Source organism: Janibacter melonis (genome assembly GCF_020567375.1).
GTDB classification, from domain to species: Bacteria; Actinomycetota; Actinomycetes; order Actinomycetales; family Dermatophilaceae; genus Marihabitans; species Marihabitans melonis.
The window spans coordinates 594,491-616,679 of sequence record NZ_JAJBZM010000003.1; the positions used below are offsets into that span (position 1 = coordinate 594,491).

Sequence of the window (22,189 nt, forward strand, 5' to 3'; positions counted from 1 at the left end):
CGAAGGGGACCCGGTCGAGCCGACCGGGTCCCCTTCGTGCGTCTCGTGCAGATCCCGCCCGACGCCGGCGGGGCCGACCGGTCAGGCTCGCGCCGAGCCGACCTGGTGGCGGGCGGCGATGCCGCGCAGGGTCTCGCTGTCGAGGCCGGGCGGGGGCACGAAGACGGCCTCGCGGTAGTAGCGCAGCTCGGCGATCGACTCGGTGATGTCGGCGAGAGCGCGGTGGCCGCCCTGCTTCTCGGGGGAGGCGAAGTAGGCGCGGGGGTACCAGCGGCGGGCGAGCTCCTTGATCGAGGAGACGTCGATGATCCGGTAGTGCAGGTGCCCGTCGAGCTCGGGCATGTCGCGGGCGAGGAAGCCGCGGTCGGTCGCGACGGTGTTGCCGCCGAGCGGGGCCTTGCGGGCCTCGGGCGCGTGCTCGCGGACGTAGGCGAGGACCTGCTCCTGGGCGTCCTGCAGGGTCGTGCCCTCGGCGAGCTGGTCGAGCAGGCCCGAGCTCGTATGCATCTCGCGCACGAAGTCACCCATCTGGGCCAGGGCCGCCTCGGGTGGGCGGACCACGACGTCGACACCCTCGCCGAGCACCGTGAGCTCGTAGTCGGTGACGAGCGCCGCCACCTCGACGAGCGCGTCGTGCTCGAGGGACAGCCCGGTCATCTCGCAGTCGATCCAGACGATGCGGTCGTTCGTCGACCGGGCGGACGGGGCGGGCGTATCGGAGGTCACGCGACGACTCTAGCCACTGGGGTCGGCGCGGCCCGGGGCGCCGTCGGCGGGCTCGACTACCCTTCGCGCATGAGTTGGCCGCAGCAGCCCCCGTCGGGCGGGCACCCCCAGCCCCCCAGTGGGCAGCCCCCGGCCCCCGGCGCCCCCGCCCGCAGCGGACCGCCCGCGCCCTCCGGCCCGCCCGCACCGAGCGGCCCGCCCGCACCGAGCGGCCCGCCCGCCCGCAGCGGTCCCCCCGCGCCGGTGTCGTCGCGCCCGGGCCCGCCCGCGCCCCAGCTCGGTCAGCACGACTGGGTCGAGCCGTACTCCGAGCCCCAGGAGCACTGGAGCAAGCCGCTCAAGGAGGCGTGGGGCTACGAGCAGCGCGGCCACCAGCAGCCCGTGCAGCAGCACTACGACCCGCAGTACGTCACCGCGCAGGCCCAGCACAACCCGACTGTGCGCCCGGGCGTGCGCCGCTGGGTCATCGGCGGGCTGATCGCGACCGCCTTCTCGGTCATCGCGCTGATGTTCGCCGCGTACTTCTCGCTGAGCTTCGGGGTCATCGCGACCCTGCTCGGCCTGCTCTTCGCGATCATCCCGCTCGGCATCGTCATCCCGATCTTCTTGTGGCTCGACCGCTTCGAGGCCGAGCCGTGGCGCTACCTGCTCGTCGCCTTCCTCTGGGGAGCGCTCGCCGCCACGCTGCCCTCCATCGTCCTCAACACGGCGGCCACCGTCGTCGTCGCGTCCTCGCTCGACGCGACCTCGGCCAACACGGTCGGCGCCGTCGTCGTCGCACCCCTCGTCGAGGAGACCTTCAAGGGGCTCTTCCTCGTCGTCATGCTGCTCTTCCGGCGCAACCAGCTCAACGGCCTGGCCGACGGCGTGACCTACGCCGGGCTGTGCGCGGCCGGCTTCGCCTTCACCGAGAACATCCTCTACCTCGCCCGTGGTTACTCCGAGATGGGCGGCGAGGCCTTCGCGACGATCTTCGTGCTGCGCGGGGTCATGTCCCCCTTCTGCCACCCGATGTTCACGGCGATGACCGGCATCGGCGTCGGCCTGGCCGCGTCGACCCGCAGCACGGCCGTCAAGGTCGTCGCCCCCTTCGTCGGCTGGTGCGCCGCGGTGCTCCTCCACGCGGGGTGGAACCTCTCGGCGAGCAACGGGCTCATCGGCTTCGTCCTCGGCTACGGCGTCGGCTTCCTGCTGCTCATCGCCTTCATCATCTTCATCGTGTGGGCGCGCGGTCGTGAGGGCCGGATCATCGGCCACTTCCTCCAGCCCTACGTGCAGACCGGCTGGCTCGCCCCCGGCGAGGTGACGATGCTGTCCTCGATGCGTCAGCGGCGCGAGGCGCGCACGTGGGCCAAGCTCAACGGCGGTCCGCAGAGCCTGAGCTCGATGCGCGCCTTCCAGGACACCGCCTCCGAGCTGGCGCTGCTGCGCGCCCGGATGCACAACCACCGGGTCGACGACGCGTCGATCTCGAAGGAGCGCGTGCTCCTGGACTCGATGACCGCCCGCCGTCGTGAGTTCGCCGGGATGTCGATCCGCTGATCGCAGAGGGCCCGATCCCGCTGATCTCGGTCAGCGGAGGGTGACCACCTCGACGGGCTCGTCGGTGAGCGCGGCGACGCTCGCCCGGTGGTCCGGGCAGCGCAGGACGACGTCGGCGAGCGTCACGGCCGTCGGTCGCTCCTCGCGGGCCCGCCAGTCGACGAGCGCGGGGGCCTCGTCCGGCCCGGTGACGACGACCTCAGTGGGGTCGACGACGAGACCGTGGCCGGTGGCCTTGAGGATCGCCTCCTTGCGCGCCCAGACCTGGGCGCGGGCGGCGAGCAGCGCCTCGCCCTCGTGCCCGGCGAAGCCGTCGGCCTCCTCCGGTGCGAGCGTCACCTGGGCGAAGCCGCCGAAGTCGGCCTCCGTCACGTGCTCGACGTCGACGCCGAGCTCGGGCCCCTGGGCCACCGCGACGACGGCCAGGGCGTCCGTGTAGGACAAGGAGTACGACCACTGCGGGTGGCCGACGATCGTCGGCTTGCCGTGCTGGGTCGAGCCGCACGTCGGGCAGTGCCGGTCGAAGGCCAGGCTCGAAGGGTCCACGCCGAGCAGGTCGCCGAGCACGCGCCGCACGTGGGCGTGGGCGGTGACGAAGGGGGAGGGCGCGCGCTTGCGGTCGGCCCGCGCGCGCTCGGCGTCGTCGAGGAGGTCCCGCAGGGCGGGGTCGTCGACGACCTCCGTCTCGGCGAGGCTCACACGCAGGACCATGGCTCGCATCATGGCAGGTCGTCCGCGCTCGTACACTGACCCTCGCGCGGGCACGCCCGCGAGCCCCCGTAGCTCAGCTGGACAGAGCAAGGGCCTTCTAATCCCGAGGTCGCAGGTTCGAGTCCTGCCGGGGGCGCTGGGCGCAAGCCCCGAGTCCGTGGGGGCGCGCCAGCCAGCGAGGGTCGGCGGCCGGGCATCTCTGCCCGGGCCGCCGACTCGGTCAGAGCAGCTCGACGCGGTCGGCCTGAGGCCCGCGGTCGCTCTGACGCACCTGGTAGCGCACCCGGTCACCGGGGCGCAGCGGGTCGGCGCCACGGATCACCGAGACGTGCACGAAGAGGTCCGCGCCTCCCGCGTCGGGCGTGATGAAGCCGAAGCCGCGCTCGTCGTCGTAGCGCGCGACCACCCCTTCGCCACCTCGTGCCGGGGGGCCGTCCGAGCCGCGCCGGTCGTCCGAGCGCCCACGCGACGGCGGGGAGTTGCGCGGGGGTGCGCTGCGCGGGGGTGCGCTGCGCGGCGCCTCGCGCACGAGGCGCACGTCGCGGGCCTGCGGGCCCCGGTCGCCCTCGACGACCTCGTAGGCCACGCGGTCGCCCTCGACGAGACCGGGGAGCCCGTCGGCCAACGACCGGACGTGCGCGAAGACGTCGTCGCCGCCGGTGTCCGGCTCGATGAAGCCGAAGCCCTTGTCGTCGTCGTACCAGGACACCGTGCCGTCGGCGCCGTCGGACGGCCCGGCCTCGCGGCCGGCCTGCGCCCCCAGGGGGATGAGGTTCTCGGCCTGCAGGCCCTTCTCGCCCTCGACGACGAAGAAGGCAGCCCGCATGCCCTCGGAGAGCACGCCGCCCCCGAGGACGGCCGAGCTGTGCACGAAGACCTCGGTGCTCTCCCCGTCGGGCGTGACGAAGCCGTACCCCTTCGCGGGCTCGTACCAGGCCACGGTGCCGAGGACGCCGAGCGCGTCTGCGGCCTGGTCGGCGGTCACCCGGACACGGCGCGCCTGCGGGCCGCGGTCGCCCTCGCCGATCTCGAGCTCGACGACCTGCCCCTCTCGGAGCACTCTCGTGCCGTCGCCACCGACGATCTCCGAGGCGTGGACGTAGAGGTCCTCGCCCCCGTCTGCGAGGGCGATGAAGCCGAACCCTCGCTCGGTGTCGAACCAGCGGACGGTTCCCTCGGTCATGGCTGACTCCTTCTTCGTGCTGCCACTGCTGTCACCCCAGTGTCCCCGACGCGGGCGCACCGGACCGACCGCGTCGCCCACCCGCTCGCGGGGGCGAGCCGGGAGACGCCGGGCGGCGTCCCCCTTCGCGCAGGTCAGTGACGGTGCCGTGCGGGGCGAAGGGGGGCCGCTGGGCTAGGTTTGGGCCATGGCCGCCACACCCCCTGCGCAGGGGCTCCCGAGCAGCGACCTCCTCTCTCAGGTCAGGGTCCTGCGCGACGAGGTGGAGCGCGCCGAGCTCCCCCTCGACATCCCCTCGACCGACGCCGCCCGCGAGGGCCGGGCCGCGCTGCTCGCCCAGCTCGACGACTATGTCATCCCGCGACTGGCCTCGATCGACGCGCCCCTGCTCGCGGTCGTCGGGGGCTCGACGGGCGCCGGCAAGTCGACCCTCGTCAACTCCGTCCTGCGCCGCGAGGTGAGCGCCGTCGGCGTCATCCGGCCGACGACGACGAGCCCCGTCCTCATCCACCACCCCGGTGACGAGCGGTGGTTCCGCGACGCCCGGGTCCTGCCGTCCCTCGCCCGGGTCACCGGCTCGCCCTCCGACCCGCAGCCGGGCACCGTGCGGCTCGTCCCCTCCGACACCCTCCCCGCGGGGCTCGCGCTGCTCGACGCCCCCGACATCGACTCTGTCGTCGCCGCCAACCGCAGCCTGGCCACCCAGCTGCTCCAGGCCGCCGACCTCTGGCTCTTCGTGACGACGGCCGCCCGCTACGCCGACGCCGTGCCGTGGGAGCTGCTGCGCCAGGCCTCCGAGCGGGGCACCGCCGTCGCGATCGTCCTCGACCGCGTCGACCCGGCTGCGATGGGAGAGGTGCGCGGCCATCTCGTCGAGATGCTGCGCGAGCAGGGTCTGCAGACCTCGCCGGTCTTCACCGTCCCCGAGGTCGACCTCGACCGCGCGGGCCTGATCCCCGAGCCGGACATCGCGCGGCTGCGCTCGTGGCTGGGCGCGCTCGCCGGCGACCAGCGCGCCCGCACCATCGTCATCCGGCAGACCCTCGACGGCGCGCTGCGCTCGCTCGACACCCGCACCGGCGAGCTCGTGGCCGCCTTGTCGACGCAGCAGAGCGCGGTCTTCGACCTCAAGGGAGCGGCCTTCGCCGCGTACGACAAGGCCGAGGAGCAGGTCAAGGACGGCATGAGCGACGGTCAGCTGCTGCGCGGCGAGGTCCTCGCGCGCTGGCAGGAGTTCGTCGGCACCGGCGAGCTCTTCAAGAAGGTCGAGGCCGGGGTCTCGCGCGTCCGCGACCGCATCGGCGCCGCCTTCCGCGGTGCCCCCGCCCCGTCCAAGCCGCTCGACGAGGCCCTCCACGACGGGGTCGCCACCCTCGTGCAGGCCGAGGCCGACGCCGCCGCCGCGACGGTCGCCCGACGCTGGCGCAGCACCGAGGCCGGACCCGCGCTCCTCGACGCCCGCCCCGACCTCGCGCGCTCCTCCGCCGACCTGCAGGAGCAGATCGAGCGGGCGGTGCGCGACTGGCAGGGCGACGTGCTCGACATCGTGCGCGCCGAGGGCGGCAACCGCCGCACCAACGCCCGGATCGCGGCCTACGGGGTCAACGGGATCGGGCTCTTCCTCATGCTCGTGAGCTTCGCCCACACCGGCGGGGTCCTCGTCGCCCCCGAGGTCGCCATCGCCGGCGGGACGACCGCCGTCGCGCAGAAGGTCCTCGAGGCGATCTTCGGCGACCAGGCGGTCCGCGAGATGTCGACGAAGGCCCGCGCCCTCCTCCTCGAGCGTGTCCAGGGCATCTACGCCGCCGAGCGCGAGCGCTACGAGCAGGCGCTCGGCGCGATGACGATCTCCGACGGCCAGGTCCGCCGGCTGGGCCAGGCCGCCGAGGCCGTGCGGGCGGCGCGATGAGCCCGCTGCTGCCGGGCCGGTCGAAGGCGAGAGCGCTGTCGGTCGAGGAGCTGCGCGACCGCTCGGCGAGCCTGCGGGAGGCGCTGGACGAAGGGGGAGACCTCCTCGACCCGACGGCGTCGGCGCGGGCGCGCGAGGTGAGCGACAAGGTCGACGAGCGCACCCGTCTCGTCGGCGGTCGCACCGTCGTCGCGCTCGCCGGGGCGACCGGCTCGGGCAAGTCCTCGCTCTTCAACGCGCTCGTCGGCGAGGAGGTCGCCCAGGCCGGCATGCGCCGCCCGACGACCTCGACGCCGACTGCTGCGGTCTGGGGCGAGGAGCCCGTCGGCGACCTGCTCGACTGGCTCGGCGTCGGCCGCCGGCACACGGTGCAGGGGCGTGACGACCTCGAGGGGCTCGTGCTGCTCGACCTGCCCGACTTCGACTCGCGGGAGTCGGCCAACCGCGAGGAGGCCCGCCGCGTCCTCGAGCTCGTCGACGTCTTCGTGTGGGTGACCGACCCGCAGAAGTACGCCGACGCGGTGCTCCACGACGAGTACGTCGCCGTGCTGCGCGAGTACGGCGCCGTGACCATCGTCGTGCTCAACCAGGCCGACCGCCTGCGCGGCGACGGGGTCGCCCGGGTGACCGCCGACCTCGCCCGGCTGCTCGAGCGCGACGGCATCCCGGGGTCGAAGGTCATCGCGACCTCGACCCGCACCGGTGAGGGCATCGACGCCCTCGGCGAGCGGCTCCACGTCGCCGTCGCCGCGGCCGACGCGAGCCGCCACCGCCTCGGTCTCGACCTCGCCGACAGCGCCCGTCGTCTCGCCCGCTCGGTGGGCGAGCGCGAGGTGGAGGTCGACCGGCTCGGCTCCGGCGAGCTCGTCGACGCGCTGGCCCGCGCCGCCGGCGTGCCCACCGTCGTCGCCGCCGTCGAGCGCGACTACCTCATGCAGTCCGCCGCTCGCACGGGCTGGCCCCTCACCCGGTGGGTGCAGGGGCTGCGGGCCGCGCCGCTGAAGCGGCTGCGCCTCGACCGCGCCGAGGCCGGCATCACCGATGCCGACGTGCGCGCCGTGCTCGGCCGCTCCTCGATCCCGCCGCCCACCCGCTCGGCCCGCGCCGCCGTCGACCTCGCTGCTCGCAGGCTCGGCGAGCACGCCGGGCAGGGCCTGCCGACGCGGTGGGCCGACGCCGTCGCCGACGCCGCGGCACCCTACGACGAGCGTCTCGCCGACGAGCTCGACCAGTCGGTCCTGCGCACCTCGCTGCGCGGGCGCGACCCGCTGTGGTGGGGGCTGCTCGGGGCGCTGCAGCTGCTCCTCGCCGCAGCAGCGGTCGTCGGGCTGCTCTGGCTCGTCGTCATCGCGGTCGCCGGCTGGCTCCAGCTGCCGGATCTGCCCACCTACGACATCGGGCCCTTCGCCACCCCCTTCGTCCTGCTCGTCGGGGGGCTGCTCGGTGGCCTGCTCGTCGCCGGCCTCGGGCGGGTCATGGCCCGGGCCGGGGCCCGACGGCGCGGTGCCGCCGCGGACAAGCGGCTGCGCGAGGCGATCCGCGAGGTCGCCGACCGTGTCGTCGTCGAGCCGGTGCGAGCCGTGCTCGCCCGCCACCGCCGCGCTCGCGAGGCGGTCGCCCGGGCCCACGCCCGGTAGTCGTCCACACCCCCGCTCTCGCCCGGGCCGCCGTCCACAGCCGGACGGCGGCCCGTGGTGCGTCCGGGTGCGCCGCCGGACAGTGGGCGTGCACGGACACTTCGAGCAGTGAGGGCACGACATGTACGAGACCTATGTGACGATCACCGGCCGGCTCGTCGCCGACCCCGAGACCCGCACGACGCGAGCGGGCCAGGTCTTCACGACCTTCCGGCTCGCGACGAGCGAGCGGCGCCGCACCCGCGACGGAGTCTTCGAGGACGGGCCGACCTCCTTCTACAACGTCGCCGCGTACCGGGCGCTCGGCGTCAACACGCGCACGGCGCTGCACAAGGGCGAGCCGGTGGTCGTCGTCGGCCGCCAGCGCGTGCGTCAGTACCAGCGCTCCGACGAGAGCTACGGGACCTCGGTCGAGGTCGAGGCGATGCACGTCGGTCACGACCTGCTGTGGGGCCAGACGGTCTTCTCCCGCCCGGTGCGCGACGAGAGCGATGTCGTCGAGGCCGGCTTCGGCGGCGAGGAGGCCGTCCCCGGCGTCGGGCTCGTCGACCGGCTGAGCGGCGAGATCGGCGAGGCGCGGCACGAGCACGAGGGCTCCGGGCCCGAGGGCGAGGACGAGCAGGAGGTGCTCGAGGAGCCGGTCGCGCAGAGCGCGTGAGCGGGGTGGTCGGCGGATTCGGGCGCGGGGTGCCAGGCCGATAGCCTGGCACCATGCCCGAGTTCATCTACACCATGACCCGTGCCCGCAAGGCGCACAACGAGAAGGTCATCCTCGACGACGTCACGATGTCGTTCTACCCCGGCGCCAAGATCGGCATGGTCGGCCCGAACGGCGCCGGCAAGTCGACGATCCTCAAGATCATGGCCGGGCTGGACCAGCCGAGCAACGGCGAGGCGCAGCTGGCCAAGGGTGCCTCCGTCGGCATCCTCCTGCAGGAGCCGCCGCTCACCGAGGACAAGACCGTCCTCGGCAACGTCGAGGAGGGCCTGGGCGAGATCAAGGCCAAGCTCGACCGCTACAACGCGATCTCCGAGGAGATGACCGAGCCCGACGCCGACTTCGACGCCCTCATGGCCGAGATGGGCTCGCTGCAGGAGGAGATCGACCACGCCGACGCGTGGGACCTCGACTCCCAGCTCGAGCAGGCGATGGACGCGCTGCGCTGCCCGCCGCCGGACGCCGACGTCACCGTCCTGTCCGGTGGTGAGCGCCGTCGCGTCGCGCTGTGCAAGCTGCTGCTCTCCAAGCCCGACCTGCTGCTCCTCGACGAGCCCACCAACCACCTCGACGCCGAGTCGGTCCTGTGGCTCGAGCAGCACCTCGCCGCCTACCCCGGCGCCGTCGTCGCCGTGACGCACGACCGGTACTTCATGGACAACGTCGCGCAGTGGATCGCCGAGGTCGACCGCGGCCGGCTCTACCCCTACGAGGGCAACTACTCGACCTACCTGGAGAAGAAGCAGGAGCGTCTGCAGGTCCAGGGCAAGAAGGACGCGAAGCTCGCCAAGCGCCTCGCCTCCGAGCTCGAGTGGGTCCGCTCCAACGCCAAGGCGCGGCAGACGAAGAGCAAGGCCCGTCTCCAGCGCTACGAGGAGATGGCTGCGGAGGCCGAGCGCACCCGCAAGCTCGACTTCGAGGAGATCCAGATCCCGCCCGGCCCGCGCCTGGGCAGCAAGGTCATCGAGGTCCGCGACCTCACGAAGGGCTTCGGCGACCGCGTCCTCATCGACGGCCTGAGCTTCACCCTGCCGCGCAACGGCATCGTCGGCGTCATCGGCCCCAACGGCGTGGGCAAGACGACGCTCTTCAAGACCATCGTCGGCTTCGAGCAGCCCGACTCCGGCACCGTCGACATCGGCGACACCGTCGAGATCAGCTACGTCGACCAGAGCCGCGGCGGCATCGACCCGGAGAAGTCGCTGTGGGAGGTCGTCTCCGACGGTCTCGACCACATCCAGGTCGGCCAGGTCGAGATCCCCAGCCGCGCCTACGTCAGCCAGTTCGGCTTCAAGGGCCCGGACCAGCAGAAGAAGGCCGGGGTGCTCTCCGGTGGTGAGCGCAACCGTCTCAACCTCGCGCTGACGCTCAAGGAGGGCGGCAACCTGCTGCTCCTCGACGAGCCCACCAACGACCTCGACGTCGAGACCCTCGGCTCGCTCGAGAACGCCCTGCTCGAGTTCCCGGGCTGCGCCGTGGTCATCAGCCACGACCGGTGGTTCCTCGACCGCGTCGCGACGCACATCCTCGCCTACGAGGGCACCGAGCAGTCGCCGGCGAGCTGGTACTGGTTCGAGGGCAACTTCGAGGCCTACGAGAAGAACAAGGTCGAGCGCCTCGGCGAGGACGCGGCCCGCCCGCACCGGGTCACCTACCGTCGACTGACGCGCGACTGACCCGCCTCACGACGACGACGGCCGCCGCCGCCCACCCGGGCAGCGGCGGCCGTCGTCGTGCGGCGGGGTGAGGGGCGTCAGCCCCGGTAGAGCTCGGCGAGGGCGTCGTCGAGATGCGGGTGCTCGAAGACGAAACCGGCGTCGGCGAGCACCTGCGAGGTGCAGTGCCGACCGGTGAGGGCCAGCGCCGGGTCGGAGCGGAGGGCGACCGCCCCGACGTGCAGCAGGGCGGCCGGGGTCGGGGGAGCCGCCGGCCGGCGCAGCACCCGGCGCAGGGCGGCCATGAGCTCGGCGTTGCGCACCGGCTCCGGCGCGGCGGCGACGACCGGTCCGTCGGGCAGCGTCGTGCCGGGCTCGAGGCCGAGCGCGGCCCGGGCGACCCGCACCCAGTCGTCGCGGTGGATCCAGCTGAACCACTGCCGCCCGGACCCGACCCGCCCGCCGAGACCGGCCCGCGTGAGGCGGGCGAGGACCTGCAGCGCCGGGGCGTCGCGGTCGAGGACGATCGAGGTGCGCAGCAGGTGCACGTGCTCGGCGCGCGCTCCGTCGACGGCTGCCTCCCACGGCTGGGCCACCCCGGTCATCTGGGGCAGGCCGCCGTCGGCGGGCAGCGGGGTGGTCTCGGTGATGCGCTCCTCGCCGCTGTCGGACCAGATGGCGGTCGTCGAGGCCTGCAGCCAGCTGACGAGCGGGCGCTCGAGCTGCTGGCTGGCGCTCACGAGGGCGTGGGTCGGCTCGACGCGGGAGGTGCGCAAGGAGGCGATGTTCGCAGGGGAGGGACGCACGTCGACGAGACGGCCGGCGAGGTTGACGAGCGTCACGCCGGCATCTGCGGTCGCCTCGAGCTCGTCGGCCCAGGCGCCGACGGTGCGGCCGTCCCACTGCACCTGCCGGTACGGGAGGGAGGCGTCGGGCGACCGGGTGAGCAGGACGACCTCGTGCCGGTGGCGCAGCAGGTCACCGGCGAGGAGCCGGCCGAGCGCCCCGGACCCGCCCGCGACGACGACCTTCACCCGCGACGGGTCGGGGGAGAGGCCGCACTCGAGAGCGAGGCGGGCGGACGTCGTCGAGAAGTCCTGCGCCAGCGCGCCTGCGACGCCGAGCACGACGGCCGGGGTCATCGCCCCGTGCACCGAGACGACCTGCTCGAGCCGGGTCGCGTCGTCGACCGCGTCGAGGGTCCAGCGCACCCGCATCTCCCCGGTCGGGTTGGGCTGGCTGATCTCGAGGACGCGGCCCTCCTCGTGCGCGGTGACCTGCAGCGGCGGCGCGGTGCGCTCGTGCAGGGCGCGGAAGGCCCGGCTGCTCAGGGAGTACGAGCCGGTGGCACCCACGGCGACGGGCCCGTCGAGCCTGGCCCCGGACACCGCCGGCTGCCACCGAGACCAGCGCGAGAGGTCCGAGATCACCGACCAGACCTGGGCCGGGGGGAGGTCGAGCTGGGCTGAGGTCGTCCGGGTCCACGCCATGCGGCCATCCTGTCCCACGCCGTAGCGTGGCCGGCATGAGCGGGCTGCACGAGTTGCTGGCAGGACGGGACCTCGTCGAGGACGAGGAGCTCCGTGGGGACCTCGCGGAGCAGGAGCGGCTCGAAGGGGTGACCTTCGTCGGGTGCACCATCACCGGCTCGGTCTGGGCGCACGCGGTCGTCGCGCGGTGCCGCTTCGAGGACTGCACCTTCGAGGGGGTGGACCTCTCGGGCACCCGTCTGCCGGACACCGTCCTCGACGGCTGCCGTCTCGTCGACGTCCGGGCCCTCGGCGCCGCCTGGAGCTCCTTGGCCCGCCCGACCATCCCGCCGGACCCGAGCACGTGGACCGGCTGCCGGCTCGACTTCGGCTCCTTCGGTGGCGCGGACCTCACCGGCGCCCGGTTCGAGCGCTGCTCGCTCGTCGAGGCCGATCTCGACGGCGTGGTCCTGCGCGGTGCCCGGCTGGACGACTGCGACCTGCGGGGGACCCGGGTCATCCGGGCCGATCTGCGCGAGGCCGACCTGCGCGGCAGCCACGGCTACGTCCTCGACCCGCGCGACAACGAGGTCGCGGGGCTGCAGGTCGACCTCGTCGGCGCGGTGGGGCTGCTCACCCCCTTCGGCATCGAGGTGGGCTGACCCGACCCGGTCAGGACCTGCTGGCCGCGGCCCAGGTCGCGGCGAGCTGGCGGGCGAGCCGACGCAGGTCCTGCGGGGCGTCCGCCATCGCCTGCTCCAGGGTCACCGGGCCGGGGACAGCGGCGAAGACGGCGGTGACGCCGGCGTCCACGAGCCGATCCACGTCAGGGCCGAGCTGCCCGGCGACCGCGATCGTCGGCACCCCGTGCCGCTGCGCGACGCGCAGCACCCCGACAGGGGTCTTGCCGGACAGGCTCTGCCCGTCGAGCCGCCCCTCGCCGGTGACGACGAGGTCGGCGCCACGCACGTGGTCCTCGAGCCCGACGGCCTGCGCGACGAGGTCGACCCCGGTCGCGAGGCGCCCTCCGAGCAGCGCGACGACCGCGAAGCCGATGCCGCCCGCGGCCCCTGCACCGGCAACCTCGGGATCGGCGCGAGGGTGGTGGCGCTGCACCACGTCGGCCAGACGACGCAGGGCGTCGTCGAGCCGGTCGACGTCCGCGGGGTCAGCACCCTTCTGCGGGCCGAAGACGGCCGCGGCGCCGCGGGTCCCGCACAGCGGGTTGTCCACGTCGCACGCGGCGACGAGGTCGACCTCCCGCAGACGCGGGTGAGCCCCGGACAGGTCGACGGTCGCGAGCTCGGCGAGCCCGTCGCCACCGGGCGGGATCGTCTCGCCCCGGTCGTCGAGCAGCCGGATGCCCAGCGCCTGGCACAGACCGGCACCGCCGTCGGTCGACGCGCTCCCGCCCAGCCCCAGCACGACGCTGCTCACGCCGTCGTCCAGGGCCCGGGCGAGGAGCGCGCCGGTGCCGTAGGACGACGCGCGTCCGGCGTCGCGCAGCCCGGGCTCGACGAGCGCGAGGCCGGTGGCGGCGGCGACCTCGACGACAGCCGTCCGGCCGTCGGGCAGCAGCGCGTAGGTCGCGGCGACCGGGCGCCCGAGCGGGTCGGGCACCTCGAGCGCGCGCCGCGTGCCACCGGTGGCGCCGAGCACCGCTTCGACGGTGCCCTCGCCGCCGTCGGCCATGGGGACCTCGACGACGGTCGCCGAGGGATCACCCTCCCGCCAGCCCTGGGCGAGCGCTGCGGCGACGGCGGGGCTGCCGAGGCTCTCCTTGAAGGAGTCAGGGGCGATGACGACTCTCACGGGCCGCCTGCTCACACGACGACGAACGAGAGGACCCAGACGACCGCGATGGCGGTGAGACCCTGCACGAGGGTGGCCATCGTCTGCGCCCGGTAGGCCTGCTTGACGCTCATCCGGCTGAACTGGCTGACCACCCAGAAGTAGCTGTCGTTGGCGTGCGAGACGGTCATCGCGCCGGCGCCGATCGCCATGACGACGAGGACGCGGCCGAGGTCGGTGTCGAGACCGAGGTCTCCGACGAGCGGTGCCATGAGCGCCGAGGTCGTCACGAGGGCCACGGTCGAGGAGCCCTGCGCGGTCTTGAGCGCCGCGGCGACGAGGAAGGGGACGAGGACCCCGATGCCGAGCTCGGAGAGCTGCTCGCCGAGGTAGGTCCCGACATCGGTCGCGGTGATGACAGCGCCGAAGGCGCCGCCCGCACCGGTGATGAGCAGGATCGGGGCGGCGGCGACGATGCCCTCGCCGACGCGCTCCTCGAAGGCCGCCATGAAGCCGCGCCGCGGCAGCAGGGCGAGGGAGCACACGAGCCCGATGAGGAGGGCGACGACCGGCAGGCCGACGAAGCGCAGGACCTCGGTGGCGGTGGAGCTGCCGAGCGGCGCGCTCGGCAGTGCGGCGATTGACCCGACCATGATGAGCACGAGCGGGACGAAGATCGGGGCGAAGGCCGCGCCGGGGCTGGGCAGCCGTCCGGCGGACTCCCGCATGCTCTCGAACTCGCGGATCTTCTCCTCGACCTCGGCCGAGCTCACGCCGTCCGGGGTCTCGTGGCGGAAGCGGGTCGCCCACAGGTTGCCCGCGACGGCCGAGACCGCGGCGATGGGCAGGCCGACGAGGATGACGAGCCCGAGCTGGCTCTCAAGACCGAGGTTGCCGGCCGCGGCGATCGGTCCGGGGGTCGGCGGCACGAGGGTGTGCGTCGCGTACAGGCCGGTGGCCAGGGCGACGGACATCGCGACCGGCGAGGTGCGCGCCCGGGTGGCGATCGACTCCTTGAGCGAGTTGAGGATGACGTACCCGGAGTCGCAGAAGACGGGGATCGAGACGATGTAGCCGATGACCGAGACGGTGATCGTCGGGTGCTTCTCGCCGATCTTGCGCACGACGAGGTCGGCCATCGTGATGGCGGCACCCGACTTGTCGAGGACGACCCCGATGATCGTGCCGAGCGCGATGACGAGACCGATGTTGCCCAGGGTCGTGCCGAAGCCGGTGCTGATGATCCCGATGAGCCCGGGGTCCTCACCGACGGGCAGGAGCGGCAGCGTGAAGGCGAGCCCGCCGAGCAGGGCCGCGAGGAGCAGCGCGAGGAAGGGGTGGAGCTTGAGCACGCTGGCGGCCACGACGAGCGCGACGACCACGCCGACGAGGATGACGACGTCGACCATGGGAGGCCTCCTTGCCTTGAGTCGCGCCCGGGCCGTGGGGCACGGCGGGCGTCGGGACGTCCGGGTGACCGGACCCGGACAGCGTGGCGGACACCGCTCGCGTCGACCATGGTCGACTGCACAGGGATCGGTGACCTGATGGCCCCTTCGCGATGCATCTGCACACCGGACGGCTAGCGTCTCCTCGTGACCACGCTGACCGCGGCCCTCGCCGCCCGGATCGTCGAGCGGACGATGGCGGTCGTCGCCCGCAACGTCAACGTCATGGACGAGCGGGGCGTCATCCTCGCGAGCGGGCAGCCCGACCGGGTGCACACCCGGCACGAGGGCGCGCTGCTCGCCGCCGAGCAGGACCGCACGGTCGTCATCGACGACGTCCACGAGCTCTTGCTCCGCGGGGTGCAGCCGGGGGTCAACCTGCCCCTGCACCACCGCGGCGCCGTCGTCGGGGTCGTCGGCATCTCCGGGCCGCCCCAGGAGGTCGAGGTCCTCGGCGACCTCATCCGCGTCACCGCCGAGCTGATGGTCGAGCAGGCCGCGGCGCTCGAGGTCGGTCGGTGGCGCGAGCGACGGCGGGAGGACTTCCTCGTCGCGGCCGCGGGCGGCCTGCTCGACGAGGACGCGACGACCGAGATGGCCGAGACGCTCGGCTGGGACCTCGCCCTGCCCCGCAGGTGCACCGTCCTGCGGCCCACGGGCGAGGCCCACGTCGACCTCCTGGCGCTCCAGCGCAGGGTCGCCGGTCTGCTCCCGGAGCAGGCGGGCGCGGCGCGGGTCGGCGCCGTCGGTGACCAGGAGCTCGCGGTGTGGTGGCCGGCGGGTCCGTCACCGGTAGCGGCCCTCGGGGCGCTGCCGGGCACCGCCGTCGTGACGGGCGAGGAGCACAGCGGTGGCGAAGGGGTGCACCGCGCCTTCGTCTCCGCGCACGAGTCCCTGCGGGTGACCACCCTGCCGGGCGGGGGCTACGACCCCCAGGATCTCGCCCTCCTCGCCCTGCTCGTCGGGCTGCGGGGCGACTGGCGCGGCGCGGGTGTCGCCGCGCCGTGGCGACGCCTCGTCGAGCAGGACCGCCACGGCGAGCTGCAGCGCACGGTGCGCTCGTGGCTCGCGCACGACCTCGACGTCGCCCGGTGCGCGGCGGACCTCCACGTGCACCGCAACACCCTGCGCCTGCGGCTGTCCCGCGTGGAGAGGATCACGGGGCTCGACGTGCGGCGCGTGCCGTCGCTGCTCCAGCTCTACCTCGGTCCGCTGCTCGACGAGGGACCCGTCTCGAGCTGAGGGGCGTGGTCTCGACCTGTACCGGAGCGGTCAGCGGCGCACGAGCGCTGCGGACTGCCGCGCCGACCACGTCCGGTCGGCGGCGTCGATGCTGCGCCGCGAGCCCAGGTCGACACCGGCGCGCTCGGCGGCCCGGCGCACCCTCGGCGAGTCGAGGTCGGGCAGCCGCATCCGCTTCGGGGTGATCGTGCGGTCCTGCTCGGCATAGCCGCGCTGGCGCTGCGCCTGCTCGCCGGCGAGGGAGTCGGCGCGCTGCACGGTCGTGCTGGTGGCGCGCACCGTCGTGCCGGTGAGCGGCGTGCTGACGAGCGGGGTGTACCCGCTGCGGTGGCCCGCGACGTTCGGGTGGTAGCTCTCGCTGATCGGGCTGGAGAGCCCGTTGAGCCACTCGACGTCGTCGCACACGGCGTGACCGGTGAAGGCGCTCGTGGGGTTGGCGAAGGCGAAGCCCCGCGCGCTCGCCGCCGTGCGGATGCGCGAGTTGAGCAGGTCGGCGGTCGCGTTGAGGCGGCTCTGCTCGGTGGGGGAGAACCACGTGAGGGCGTTGCAGTCCTCGCCCATGAAGATCCGGGGATAGCCCACGACGACGACGGTGGCGTCGGGGGCCTTGGCGCGGATCGAGCCGTAGAGCGTGCTGAGCCGGCCGGGCAGGGTGCCGTTGATGAAGGTCGTCGCCTTGTCGATCGCGGCGTTGCAGCTGCTCGCCCAGGCCGGCAGCGCGCACTCGGTGAGCACGTCGGCGAAGCCCGCGTCGTTGCCGCCGACGGAGATGCTCACCCGGCTCGTCGTCGTGCTGAGCGCGGAGAGCTGGGTGCTCGTGACGTCCGCCGTCGTCGCCCCCGAGCAGGCCCGGAAGTTGAGGTCGAGACCGCGCGCCGAGGCGATGAGCGAGGGGTAGGCCCGGGCCGAGCGCTGGCACGACGTGCCGTCGGCGAGGTAGTCGCGCGTGCCGGTGCCCGAGGAGTAGGAGTCGCCGAGGGCGACGTAGCCACCGGTGGCCGCGGCCCCGGCGTCGGTGACGGCCAGGGTGCTCACGAGGGTGAGGCTGGCCAGCGTGGCGAGGGTACGGACAGGGCGCACGGCATCTCCTTCGACGCGGGGTTCCGTCGCACCGTAGGGCAGCCCCGGCGGCTGCGGTCGAGCCCTTGCCAAGTCCGGGTGAAGTCGTGACCGGCCCCATACCGTGACCTCATCGACCCCCCTTCGCGACCCGGATCAGGGCGCTCCGCTCTGCCATGCTCGCCCGATGGCGACGACGACAGCCCCGGACAGCTCCGAGCACGACACCAGGCTCAGTCGCAGCATCACGACGACGCTGCTCTTCTTCTTCATCGTCGGTGACACCCTCGGTGCCGGCATCTACACGCTCGTGGGCACGATGGCCACCGATGTCGGCGGGATGCTCTGGCTCCCGCTCGTCATCGCGCTCGTGCTGGCGCTGCTCACGGCCGGCACGTACGCCGAGCTCATCACGAAGTACCCCCACGCCGGAGGAGCCTCGCGGTACGCCGACCGGGCCTTCGACAAGCCCTTCGTCACCTTCATCATCGGCTTCCTCATGCTGTCCTCGGGCATCACGACGTCGGCGGCGCTGGCCAACGCCTTCGCCGGCGACTACCTCGCCTCGTTCTTCGGCGACGAGAGCCTGCCCTCGTCGGTCGCCATCCCGGTGCGGCTGGTCTTCCTCGCTGTCCTCATCGCGGTCAACCTGCGCGGGGTGCGCGAGTCGCTGTCGGCCAACGTCGTCTTCACCTGCATCGAGGTCTCCGGGCTCGTCCTCGTCATCGTGCTCGCGGCGATCGTCTTCGGCAGCGGCGACGGCGACCCCAGCCGCATCCTCACCCCGGCCTCGGACACGCCGCTGCTGAGCGGGGCCTTCGCGGCGTCGATCACCGCCTTCTTCTCCTTCCTCGGCTTCGAGGCCGCCGCCAACATGGCCGAGGAGGTCAAGGAGCCGACCCGGGCCTACCCGAGGGCCCTCTTCGGCGCGATCCTCACCGCCGCCACGGTCTACCTGCTCATCGCGCTCGGAGCGGCGATCGTCGTCGACCCCACGACGATGGCGGAGTCGACCGGACCGCTGCTCGAGGTCGTCAAGGCATCGGGCATCGGCGTCCCGTCCTGGCTGTTCTCGGCGATCGCGCTCGTCGCGATCACCAACGGCGCGCTGCTCTTCATGGTCATGGCCAGCCGCGCGACCTACGGGCTCGCCGAGGTGGGCCTGCTGCCGAGCGTCTTCGGCAAGGTGCTCGAGGGCCGTCGCACCCCCTGGGTCGCGATCCTCGTGGTGGGCGGCGCGACGATGGCCATGAGCATGATCGGCGACGTCAGCCAGCTCGCGGACACGACGGTGCTCCTGCTCGTCCTCGTCTTCATCTCGGCCAACGTCTCGGTGCTCGTCCTCAAGAAGAAGGACCCGGTCGACCACGACCACTTCACCATCCCCAGCGTCGTGCCGGTCCTCGCCCTGCTCGCCAGCCTGCTCCTGCTGACCCAGATGGAGTCGACGGTCTGGCTCGTCGGTGCCGGCTACCTCGTCGTCGGCGTCGTGCTCTTCCTCGTCGCCCGCGCCACGCGCAAACGTGAGGTCGCGTCCGAGGGCAGCATGGAGGACCGCGTCTAGGGCCCGGCCCTCTCCGAGCAGCACCCGGCCACCCGGTCAGCGGAAGTCCCGCGACCGGGTGGCTGCTGCGACCGGCAGGCGCTCGAGCCGGTCGGCGACGACGTTGATCGCGCCGGAGCGCCGCTCGAGCGTGCCGCGCACGAGCAGCGCGGAGGCCGTGCGCGAGTGCGGTCGGTAGCGGCGGAAGACCCCGACCGAGCAGATGACGTTGATCATCCCCGTCTCGTCCTCGAGGCTGAGGAAGGTCACGCCCTGCGCGGTCGCGGGCCGCTGACGGTGGGTGACGAGACCGGCGACCGTGACCCGCTGGTCGCTCTCGGCGGTGCGCAGCTCCTGCGCGGAGAGCACCCCCATGCTGTCGAGGAAGCCGCGCTCGTGCGCGATCGGGTGGTCGCCCGTCGCGATGCCCGTCGACCACAGGTCGGCGACGGTGCTCTCGCGCGCGCTCATCTCCGGCAGCTCCGGCGCCCCGACGTGGGGGGTGACGACCTCGAGCTGGCCGGGCCGCTCGCGCGCCGCCGCCCCGGCGCCCCACAGCGCCTGGCGACGGGTCAGCCCGAGCGCGTCGAAGGCCCCGGCCGTCGCCAGCGCCTCGACCTGCGGCGCGGTGAGCTCGACCCGCCGGGTGAGGTCGACGAGCGAGACGAAGGGGCCGTTCGCCTCGCGCTCGGCGACGACCCGCTCCGCCGTCGGCACGTCGATGCCCGTGACGTCGCTCAGCCCGAGCCGCACCCGCAGGTGGGCGTCGCGCCGGTGGGCCGCACCGGGCTCGGGGGCGTCGGGGTCGAAGGGAGGGATCGCCGGCTGCTCGCGCTCGAGGCAGCTCTCCATCCCGCTCGGGCGGACGTACCCGCCGGCAGGGGCGGGTCCCCCTTCGCCTGGCAGGTCCTCCTCACCCGCCCACCGGGGCACCTCGCCGCCCGCCTCGAGATCGGCGTGGACCGAGGAGGCGAGCAGGCACGGGCGGGCGACCTCGACGCCGTGCCGGCGGGCGTCGGCGACGAGGGTCTGCGGTGAGTAGAAGCCCATCGGCTGGCTGCGCAGCAGCCCGGCGAGGAAGGCCGCGGGGTAGTGCAGCTTGAGCCAGCTGCTCGCGTAGACGAGCAGCCCGAAGGACAGGGCGTGGCTCTCGGCGAAGCCGAAGTTCGCGAAGGCCTCGATCTTGGCGTAGATGTCGTCGGCGACCTCGCCGGTGATGCCGTTGGCGGCCATGCCCTCGTAGAGCCGCTCGCGCAGGCTGGCGATCTTCTCGACCCCCCGCTTGGAGCCCATCGCCCGGCGCAGCAGGTCGGCGTCGTCACCGGTGCACCCGCCGACGGCGACCGCCATCTGCATGAGCTGCTCCTGGAAGAGCGGGACGCCCATCGTGCGCTCGAGCACCGGCACGAGCTTCGGGTGGAGGTAGGTGACCGGCTCGGCACCGGTGCGCCGGCGGATGTAGGGGTGGATCGCGCCGCCCTGGATGGGGCCGGGCCGGATGAGCGCGATCTCGACGACGAGGTCGTAGAAGCGGCGGGGCAGCAGCCGGGTGAGCGTGCCGATCTGCGCGCGGCTCTCGACCTGGAAGACGCCGATGGAGTCGGCGCGGCACAGCATGTCGTAGACGGCCGCCTCCTCCTTGGTGATCCGCTCGAGGCTCCACTGCTCGCCGAGGTGGTGGCGCAGGTGGTCGAAGGTGTGCTGGATGCAGCCGAGCATCCCCAGCCCGAGCAGGTCGAACTTCACCAGGCCCATCCACGCGCAGTCGTCCTTGTCCCACTGCAGGACGGTGCGGTCCTCCATCCGGGCCGGCTCGATCGGGCAGACCTCGCTCACCGGTCGCTCGGTGAGCACCATGCCGCCGGAGTGGATGCCGAGGTGGCGGGGTGCGCCGAGCAGCTCCTCGGCGAGCTCGACGACGGGGGCGGGGATGTCGTGGTGGCCGTCGAGGACCTCGCCCCACCCGTCGATGGTCTTGCTCCACGCGTCCTGCTGGCCCGTCGAGTGGCCGAGCGCCTTGGCGACGTCGCGCACCGCAGAGCGGGGGCGGTAGGTGATGACGTTGGCGACCTGCGCGGCGTTGACCCGGCCGTAGCGGGCGTAGACCCACTGGATGACCTCCTCGCGGCGGTCGGAGTCGAGGTCGAGGTCGATGTCGGGCTCCTCGTCGCGGGTCGTCGCGAGGAAGCGCTCGAAGGGCAGGTCGTAGTAGATCGAGTCGATCGCCGTGATGCCCAGGGCGTAGCAGACCGCGGAGTTGGCCGCCGAGCCGCGGCCCTGGTGCAGGATCCCCTGCTCGCGGGCGAAGGCGGCGATGTCGTGGACGATGACGAAGTAGCCGGCGAAGTCCTTGGTCTCGATGACCGAGAGCTCGCGCTCGATCCGCTCGTGGTGGGCGGCGGTCGCGTGGGGGTAGCGCCGCGGCATGCCCCGGGCGACGAGCTCGCGCAGCCACGACATCGCCGTGTGGCCCTCGGGCACGTGGTGCTGCGGCAGCCGCGGGGTGGCCCGGCGCAACGAGAAGGCGCACTCGGCGGCGACGTCGACGGTGAGCTCGACCGCGCCGGGGATGTGCCCGAGCAGCCGGTGCATCTCCTCGCCGGAGCGCAGGTGGGCCGCGCCGGTGCCGGCGATCCAGCCGTCGAGCTCGTCGAGGCTGCGCCGGGCGCGCACCGCGGCGACGACCTGGGCGAGCCGGGCGGCGTCGGGCCGGGCGACGTGCGCCCCCGTCGTCGCGACGACCGGGGCGCCGGCCCGACGGGCGACCTCGGCGAGGGCGTCGGCGAGGTGGTCGTCGCCGGGCAGCCCACGATGGCTCACCTCGACGAGCACGGCGTCGTGCCCGAAGGTCTCCTGCTGGGCGCGCAGCGCCCGCTCGGCGGCGTCGAGGTCGAGGGGCCCGACGGGGGGCCCGCCCCCGCCCGGTCCGGCGAGGGCCCGGCGCACCGCGCCCTTGCGGCAGCCGGTGAGCACGACGACATGACCGGCCAGCTCGTCGGCGACCCGGCGCAGGTCGTGCACGGGCCGGCCCTTCTCGCCGGCGAGCTGCCCGGTTGTCAGGGTGGAGGAGAGGCGGTGGTAGCCCTCGGGCCCGCGGGCGAGGAGGAGGAGGTGCTCGCCGACGGGGTCGGCGACCCCGGCCTGCGGCTCGGGCAGCCCGAGGGAGAGCTCGGTGCCGAAGACCGTGCCGAGGTCGTGGCTCTCGGCGGCCTCGGCGAGGCGCACCGCGCCGTAGAGCCCGTCGTGGTCGGTGACGGCCAGCCCCGTGAGCCCGAGCCGCACCGCCTCCTCGACGAGCTCCTGGGGGCTGCTCGCGCCGTCGAGGAAGGAGAAGTGCGAGTGCGCGTGCAGCTCGGCGTACGGCCGGGTCGTCCCGGGACGGGGCCGGTCGATGCGCGGGGGAGGGGTGTACGCCTCGCGCTTGCGCGACCACCCCGGCGCGTCGCCGCCGTCGGGCCACGGCAGGCCCTCGCGGGTGAGCCGGGTGTCGGAGAGGACCCGCTCGAGCTGCGACCAGCTCTGCTGGGGGTTGTGCCAGCCCATCAGGAGACCTCGG

Annotated in this window: 16 protein-coding genes and 1 tRNA gene; 9 read left to right on the top strand and 8 right to left on the bottom strand. The window is 73.7% G+C overall.

What is annotated here, in order from left to right; genetic code table 11:
- Positions 1-81: 81 nt before the first annotated feature.
- Positions 82-726 carry an oligoribonuclease gene (gene orn / locus LIV55_RS14975; RefSeq protein ID WP_308012925.1) on the bottom strand — a complete coding sequence of 215 codons (645 nt, stop codon included), beginning with the start codon at positions 724-726 and terminating at the stop codon, positions 82-84.
- 69 nt (positions 727-795) lie between these two features.
- Between orn and LIV55_RS14980 the strand changes: the two genes are divergently transcribed.
- Positions 796-2,268 carry a PrsW family intramembrane metalloprotease gene (locus LIV55_RS14980; RefSeq protein ID WP_229300781.1) on the top strand — a complete coding sequence of 491 codons (1,473 nt, stop codon included), beginning with the start codon at positions 796-798 and terminating at the stop codon, positions 2,266-2,268.
- A 30-nt stretch (positions 2,269-2,298) separates the two neighbouring features.
- Here the strand turns inward: LIV55_RS14980 and LIV55_RS14985 are convergent, their stop codons facing one another.
- On the bottom strand, positions 2,299-2,979 hold the full coding sequence (locus LIV55_RS14985; RefSeq protein WP_229300782.1) for a 4'-phosphopantetheinyl transferase family protein: 681 nt from the start codon (positions 2,977-2,979) through the stop codon (positions 2,299-2,301).
- Between the two features lie 62 nt (positions 2,980-3,041).
- Between LIV55_RS14985 and LIV55_RS14990 the strand changes: the two genes are divergently transcribed.
- Positions 3,042-3,115, top strand: a tRNA-Arg gene (locus LIV55_RS14990).
- An 84-nt stretch (positions 3,116-3,199) separates the two neighbouring features.
- Here the strand turns inward: LIV55_RS14990 and LIV55_RS17290 are convergent.
- On the bottom strand, positions 3,200-4,162 hold the full coding sequence (locus LIV55_RS17290) for a cold-shock protein (RefSeq protein WP_308012926.1): 963 nt from the start codon (positions 4,160-4,162) through the stop codon (positions 3,200-3,202).
- A 187-nt stretch (positions 4,163-4,349) separates the two neighbouring features.
- On the opposite strand from LIV55_RS17290, the gene LIV55_RS15015 reads away from it, so the two are divergent.
- The 4 genes from LIV55_RS15015 to ettA all read left to right on the top strand — a co-directional run bounded on the left by LIV55_RS15015 (position 4,350) and on the right by ettA (position 10,102).
- Complete coding sequence (locus LIV55_RS15015; protein ID WP_229300783.1) at positions 4,350-6,071, top strand: dynamin family protein; 1,722 nt, start codon at positions 4,350-4,352, stop codon at positions 6,069-6,071.
- Positions 6,068-7,708, top strand: coding sequence for a GTPase (locus tag LIV55_RS15020; RefSeq protein WP_229300784.1), 1,641 nt, complete (start codon positions 6,068-6,070; stop codon positions 7,706-7,708). The genes LIV55_RS15015 and LIV55_RS15020 overlap by 4 nt, the downstream gene beginning before the upstream one ends.
- A gap of 121 nt (positions 7,709-7,829) precedes the next feature.
- Positions 7,830-8,366, top strand: coding sequence for a single-stranded DNA-binding protein (locus LIV55_RS15025; RefSeq protein WP_191564333.1), 537 nt, complete (start codon positions 7,830-7,832; stop codon positions 8,364-8,366).
- A 53-nt stretch (positions 8,367-8,419) separates the two neighbouring features.
- Positions 8,420-10,102: an energy-dependent translational throttle protein EttA gene (gene ettA, locus LIV55_RS15030; RefSeq protein WP_191682323.1), complete on the top strand. Its 1,683-nt coding sequence runs from the start codon at positions 8,420-8,422 to the stop codon at positions 10,100-10,102.
- Between the two features lie 77 nt (positions 10,103-10,179).
- Here ettA and LIV55_RS15035 read toward each other — a convergent pair whose 3' ends face one another.
- On the bottom strand, positions 10,180-11,571 hold the full coding sequence (locus LIV55_RS15035; RefSeq protein WP_229300785.1) for a DUF1731 domain-containing protein: 1,392 nt from the start codon (positions 11,569-11,571) through the stop codon (positions 10,180-10,182).
- Positions 11,572-11,606: 35 nt separating this feature from the next.
- Between LIV55_RS15035 and LIV55_RS15040 the strand changes: the two genes are divergently transcribed.
- On the top strand, positions 11,607-12,212 hold the full coding sequence (locus LIV55_RS15040; RefSeq protein WP_229300786.1) for a pentapeptide repeat-containing protein: 606 nt from the start codon (positions 11,607-11,609) through the stop codon (positions 12,210-12,212).
- Positions 12,213-12,222: 10 nt separating this feature from the next.
- Here LIV55_RS15040 and LIV55_RS15045 read toward each other — a convergent pair whose 3' ends face one another.
- Both LIV55_RS15045 and LIV55_RS15050 read right to left on the bottom strand, forming a co-directional pair.
- Entirely contained in the window at positions 12,223-13,362 is a 1,140-nt protein-coding gene (locus LIV55_RS15045; protein ID WP_229300787.1) for a glycerate kinase, read from the bottom strand.
- Positions 13,363-13,373: 11 nt separating this feature from the next.
- Positions 13,374-14,750 (bottom strand): GntP family permease, encoded by a 1,377-nt coding sequence (locus LIV55_RS15050; protein ID WP_229300788.1) that lies wholly within the window; start codon positions 14,748-14,750, stop codon positions 13,374-13,376.
- Between the two features lie 186 nt (positions 14,751-14,936).
- Between LIV55_RS15050 and LIV55_RS15055 the strand changes: the two genes are divergently transcribed.
- Positions 14,937-16,031, top strand: coding sequence for a sugar diacid recognition domain-containing protein (locus tag LIV55_RS15055; RefSeq protein ID WP_229300789.1), 1,095 nt, complete (start codon positions 14,937-14,939; stop codon positions 16,029-16,031).
- Between the two features lie 30 nt (positions 16,032-16,061).
- On the opposite strand, the gene LIV55_RS15060 is transcribed toward LIV55_RS15055, so the two are convergent.
- Positions 16,062-17,111 carry an SGNH/GDSL hydrolase family protein gene (locus tag LIV55_RS15060; RefSeq protein ID WP_123090986.1) on the bottom strand — a complete coding sequence of 350 codons (1,050 nt, stop codon included), beginning with the start codon at positions 17,109-17,111 and terminating at the stop codon, positions 16,062-16,064.
- 166 nt (positions 17,112-17,277) lie between these two features.
- Here LIV55_RS15060 and LIV55_RS15065 point away from each other — a divergent pair, with 166 nt between their 5' ends.
- Entirely contained in the window at positions 17,278-18,654 is a 1,377-nt protein-coding gene (locus LIV55_RS15065) for an APC family permease (protein ID WP_229300790.1), read from the top strand.
- A gap of 36 nt (positions 18,655-18,690) precedes the next feature.
- On the opposite strand, the gene LIV55_RS15070 is transcribed toward LIV55_RS15065, so the two are convergent.
- A complete protein-coding gene (locus LIV55_RS15070) occupies positions 18,691-22,176 on the bottom strand; it encodes an error-prone DNA polymerase (protein ID WP_229300791.1) in 3,486 nt (1,161 codons plus the stop codon).
- Between the last annotated feature and the right edge of the window lie 13 nt (positions 22,177-22,189).

Coding starts and splice junctions, on each gene's coding strand:
- LIV55_RS14980 (WP_229300781.1), top strand. CDS start 796: ATGAGTTGGCCGCAGCAGCCCCCGTCGGGCGGGCACCCCCAGCCCCCC.
- LIV55_RS14985 (WP_229300782.1), bottom strand. CDS start 2,979: ATGGTCCTGCGTGTGAGCCTCGCCGAGACGGAGGTCGTCGACGACCCC.
- LIV55_RS17290 (WP_308012926.1), bottom strand. CDS start 4,162: ATGACCGAGGGAACCGTCCGCTGGTTCGACACCGAGCGAGGGTTCGGC.
- LIV55_RS15015 (WP_229300783.1), top strand. CDS start 4,350: ATGGCCGCCACACCCCCTGCGCAGGGGCTCCCGAGCAGCGACCTCCTC.
- LIV55_RS15020 (WP_229300784.1), top strand. CDS start 6,068: ATGAGCCCGCTGCTGCCGGGCCGGTCGAAGGCGAGAGCGCTGTCGGTC.
- LIV55_RS15025 (WP_191564333.1), top strand. CDS start 7,830: ATGTACGAGACCTATGTGACGATCACCGGCCGGCTCGTCGCCGACCCC.
- ettA (WP_191682323.1), top strand. CDS start 8,420: ATGCCCGAGTTCATCTACACCATGACCCGTGCCCGCAAGGCGCACAAC.
- LIV55_RS15035 (WP_229300785.1), bottom strand. CDS start 11,571: ATGGCGTGGACCCGGACGACCTCAGCCCAGCTCGACCTCCCCCCGGCC.
- LIV55_RS15040 (WP_229300786.1), top strand. CDS start 11,607: ATGAGCGGGCTGCACGAGTTGCTGGCAGGACGGGACCTCGTCGAGGAC.
- LIV55_RS15050 (WP_229300788.1), bottom strand. CDS start 14,750: ATGGTCGACGTCGTCATCCTCGTCGGCGTGGTCGTCGCGCTCGTCGTG.
- LIV55_RS15065 (WP_229300790.1), top strand. CDS start 17,278: ATGGCGACGACGACAGCCCCGGACAGCTCCGAGCACGACACCAGGCTC.
- LIV55_RS15070 (WP_229300791.1), bottom strand. CDS start 22,176: ATGGGCTGGCACAACCCCCAGCAGAGCTGGTCGCAGCTCGAGCGGGTC.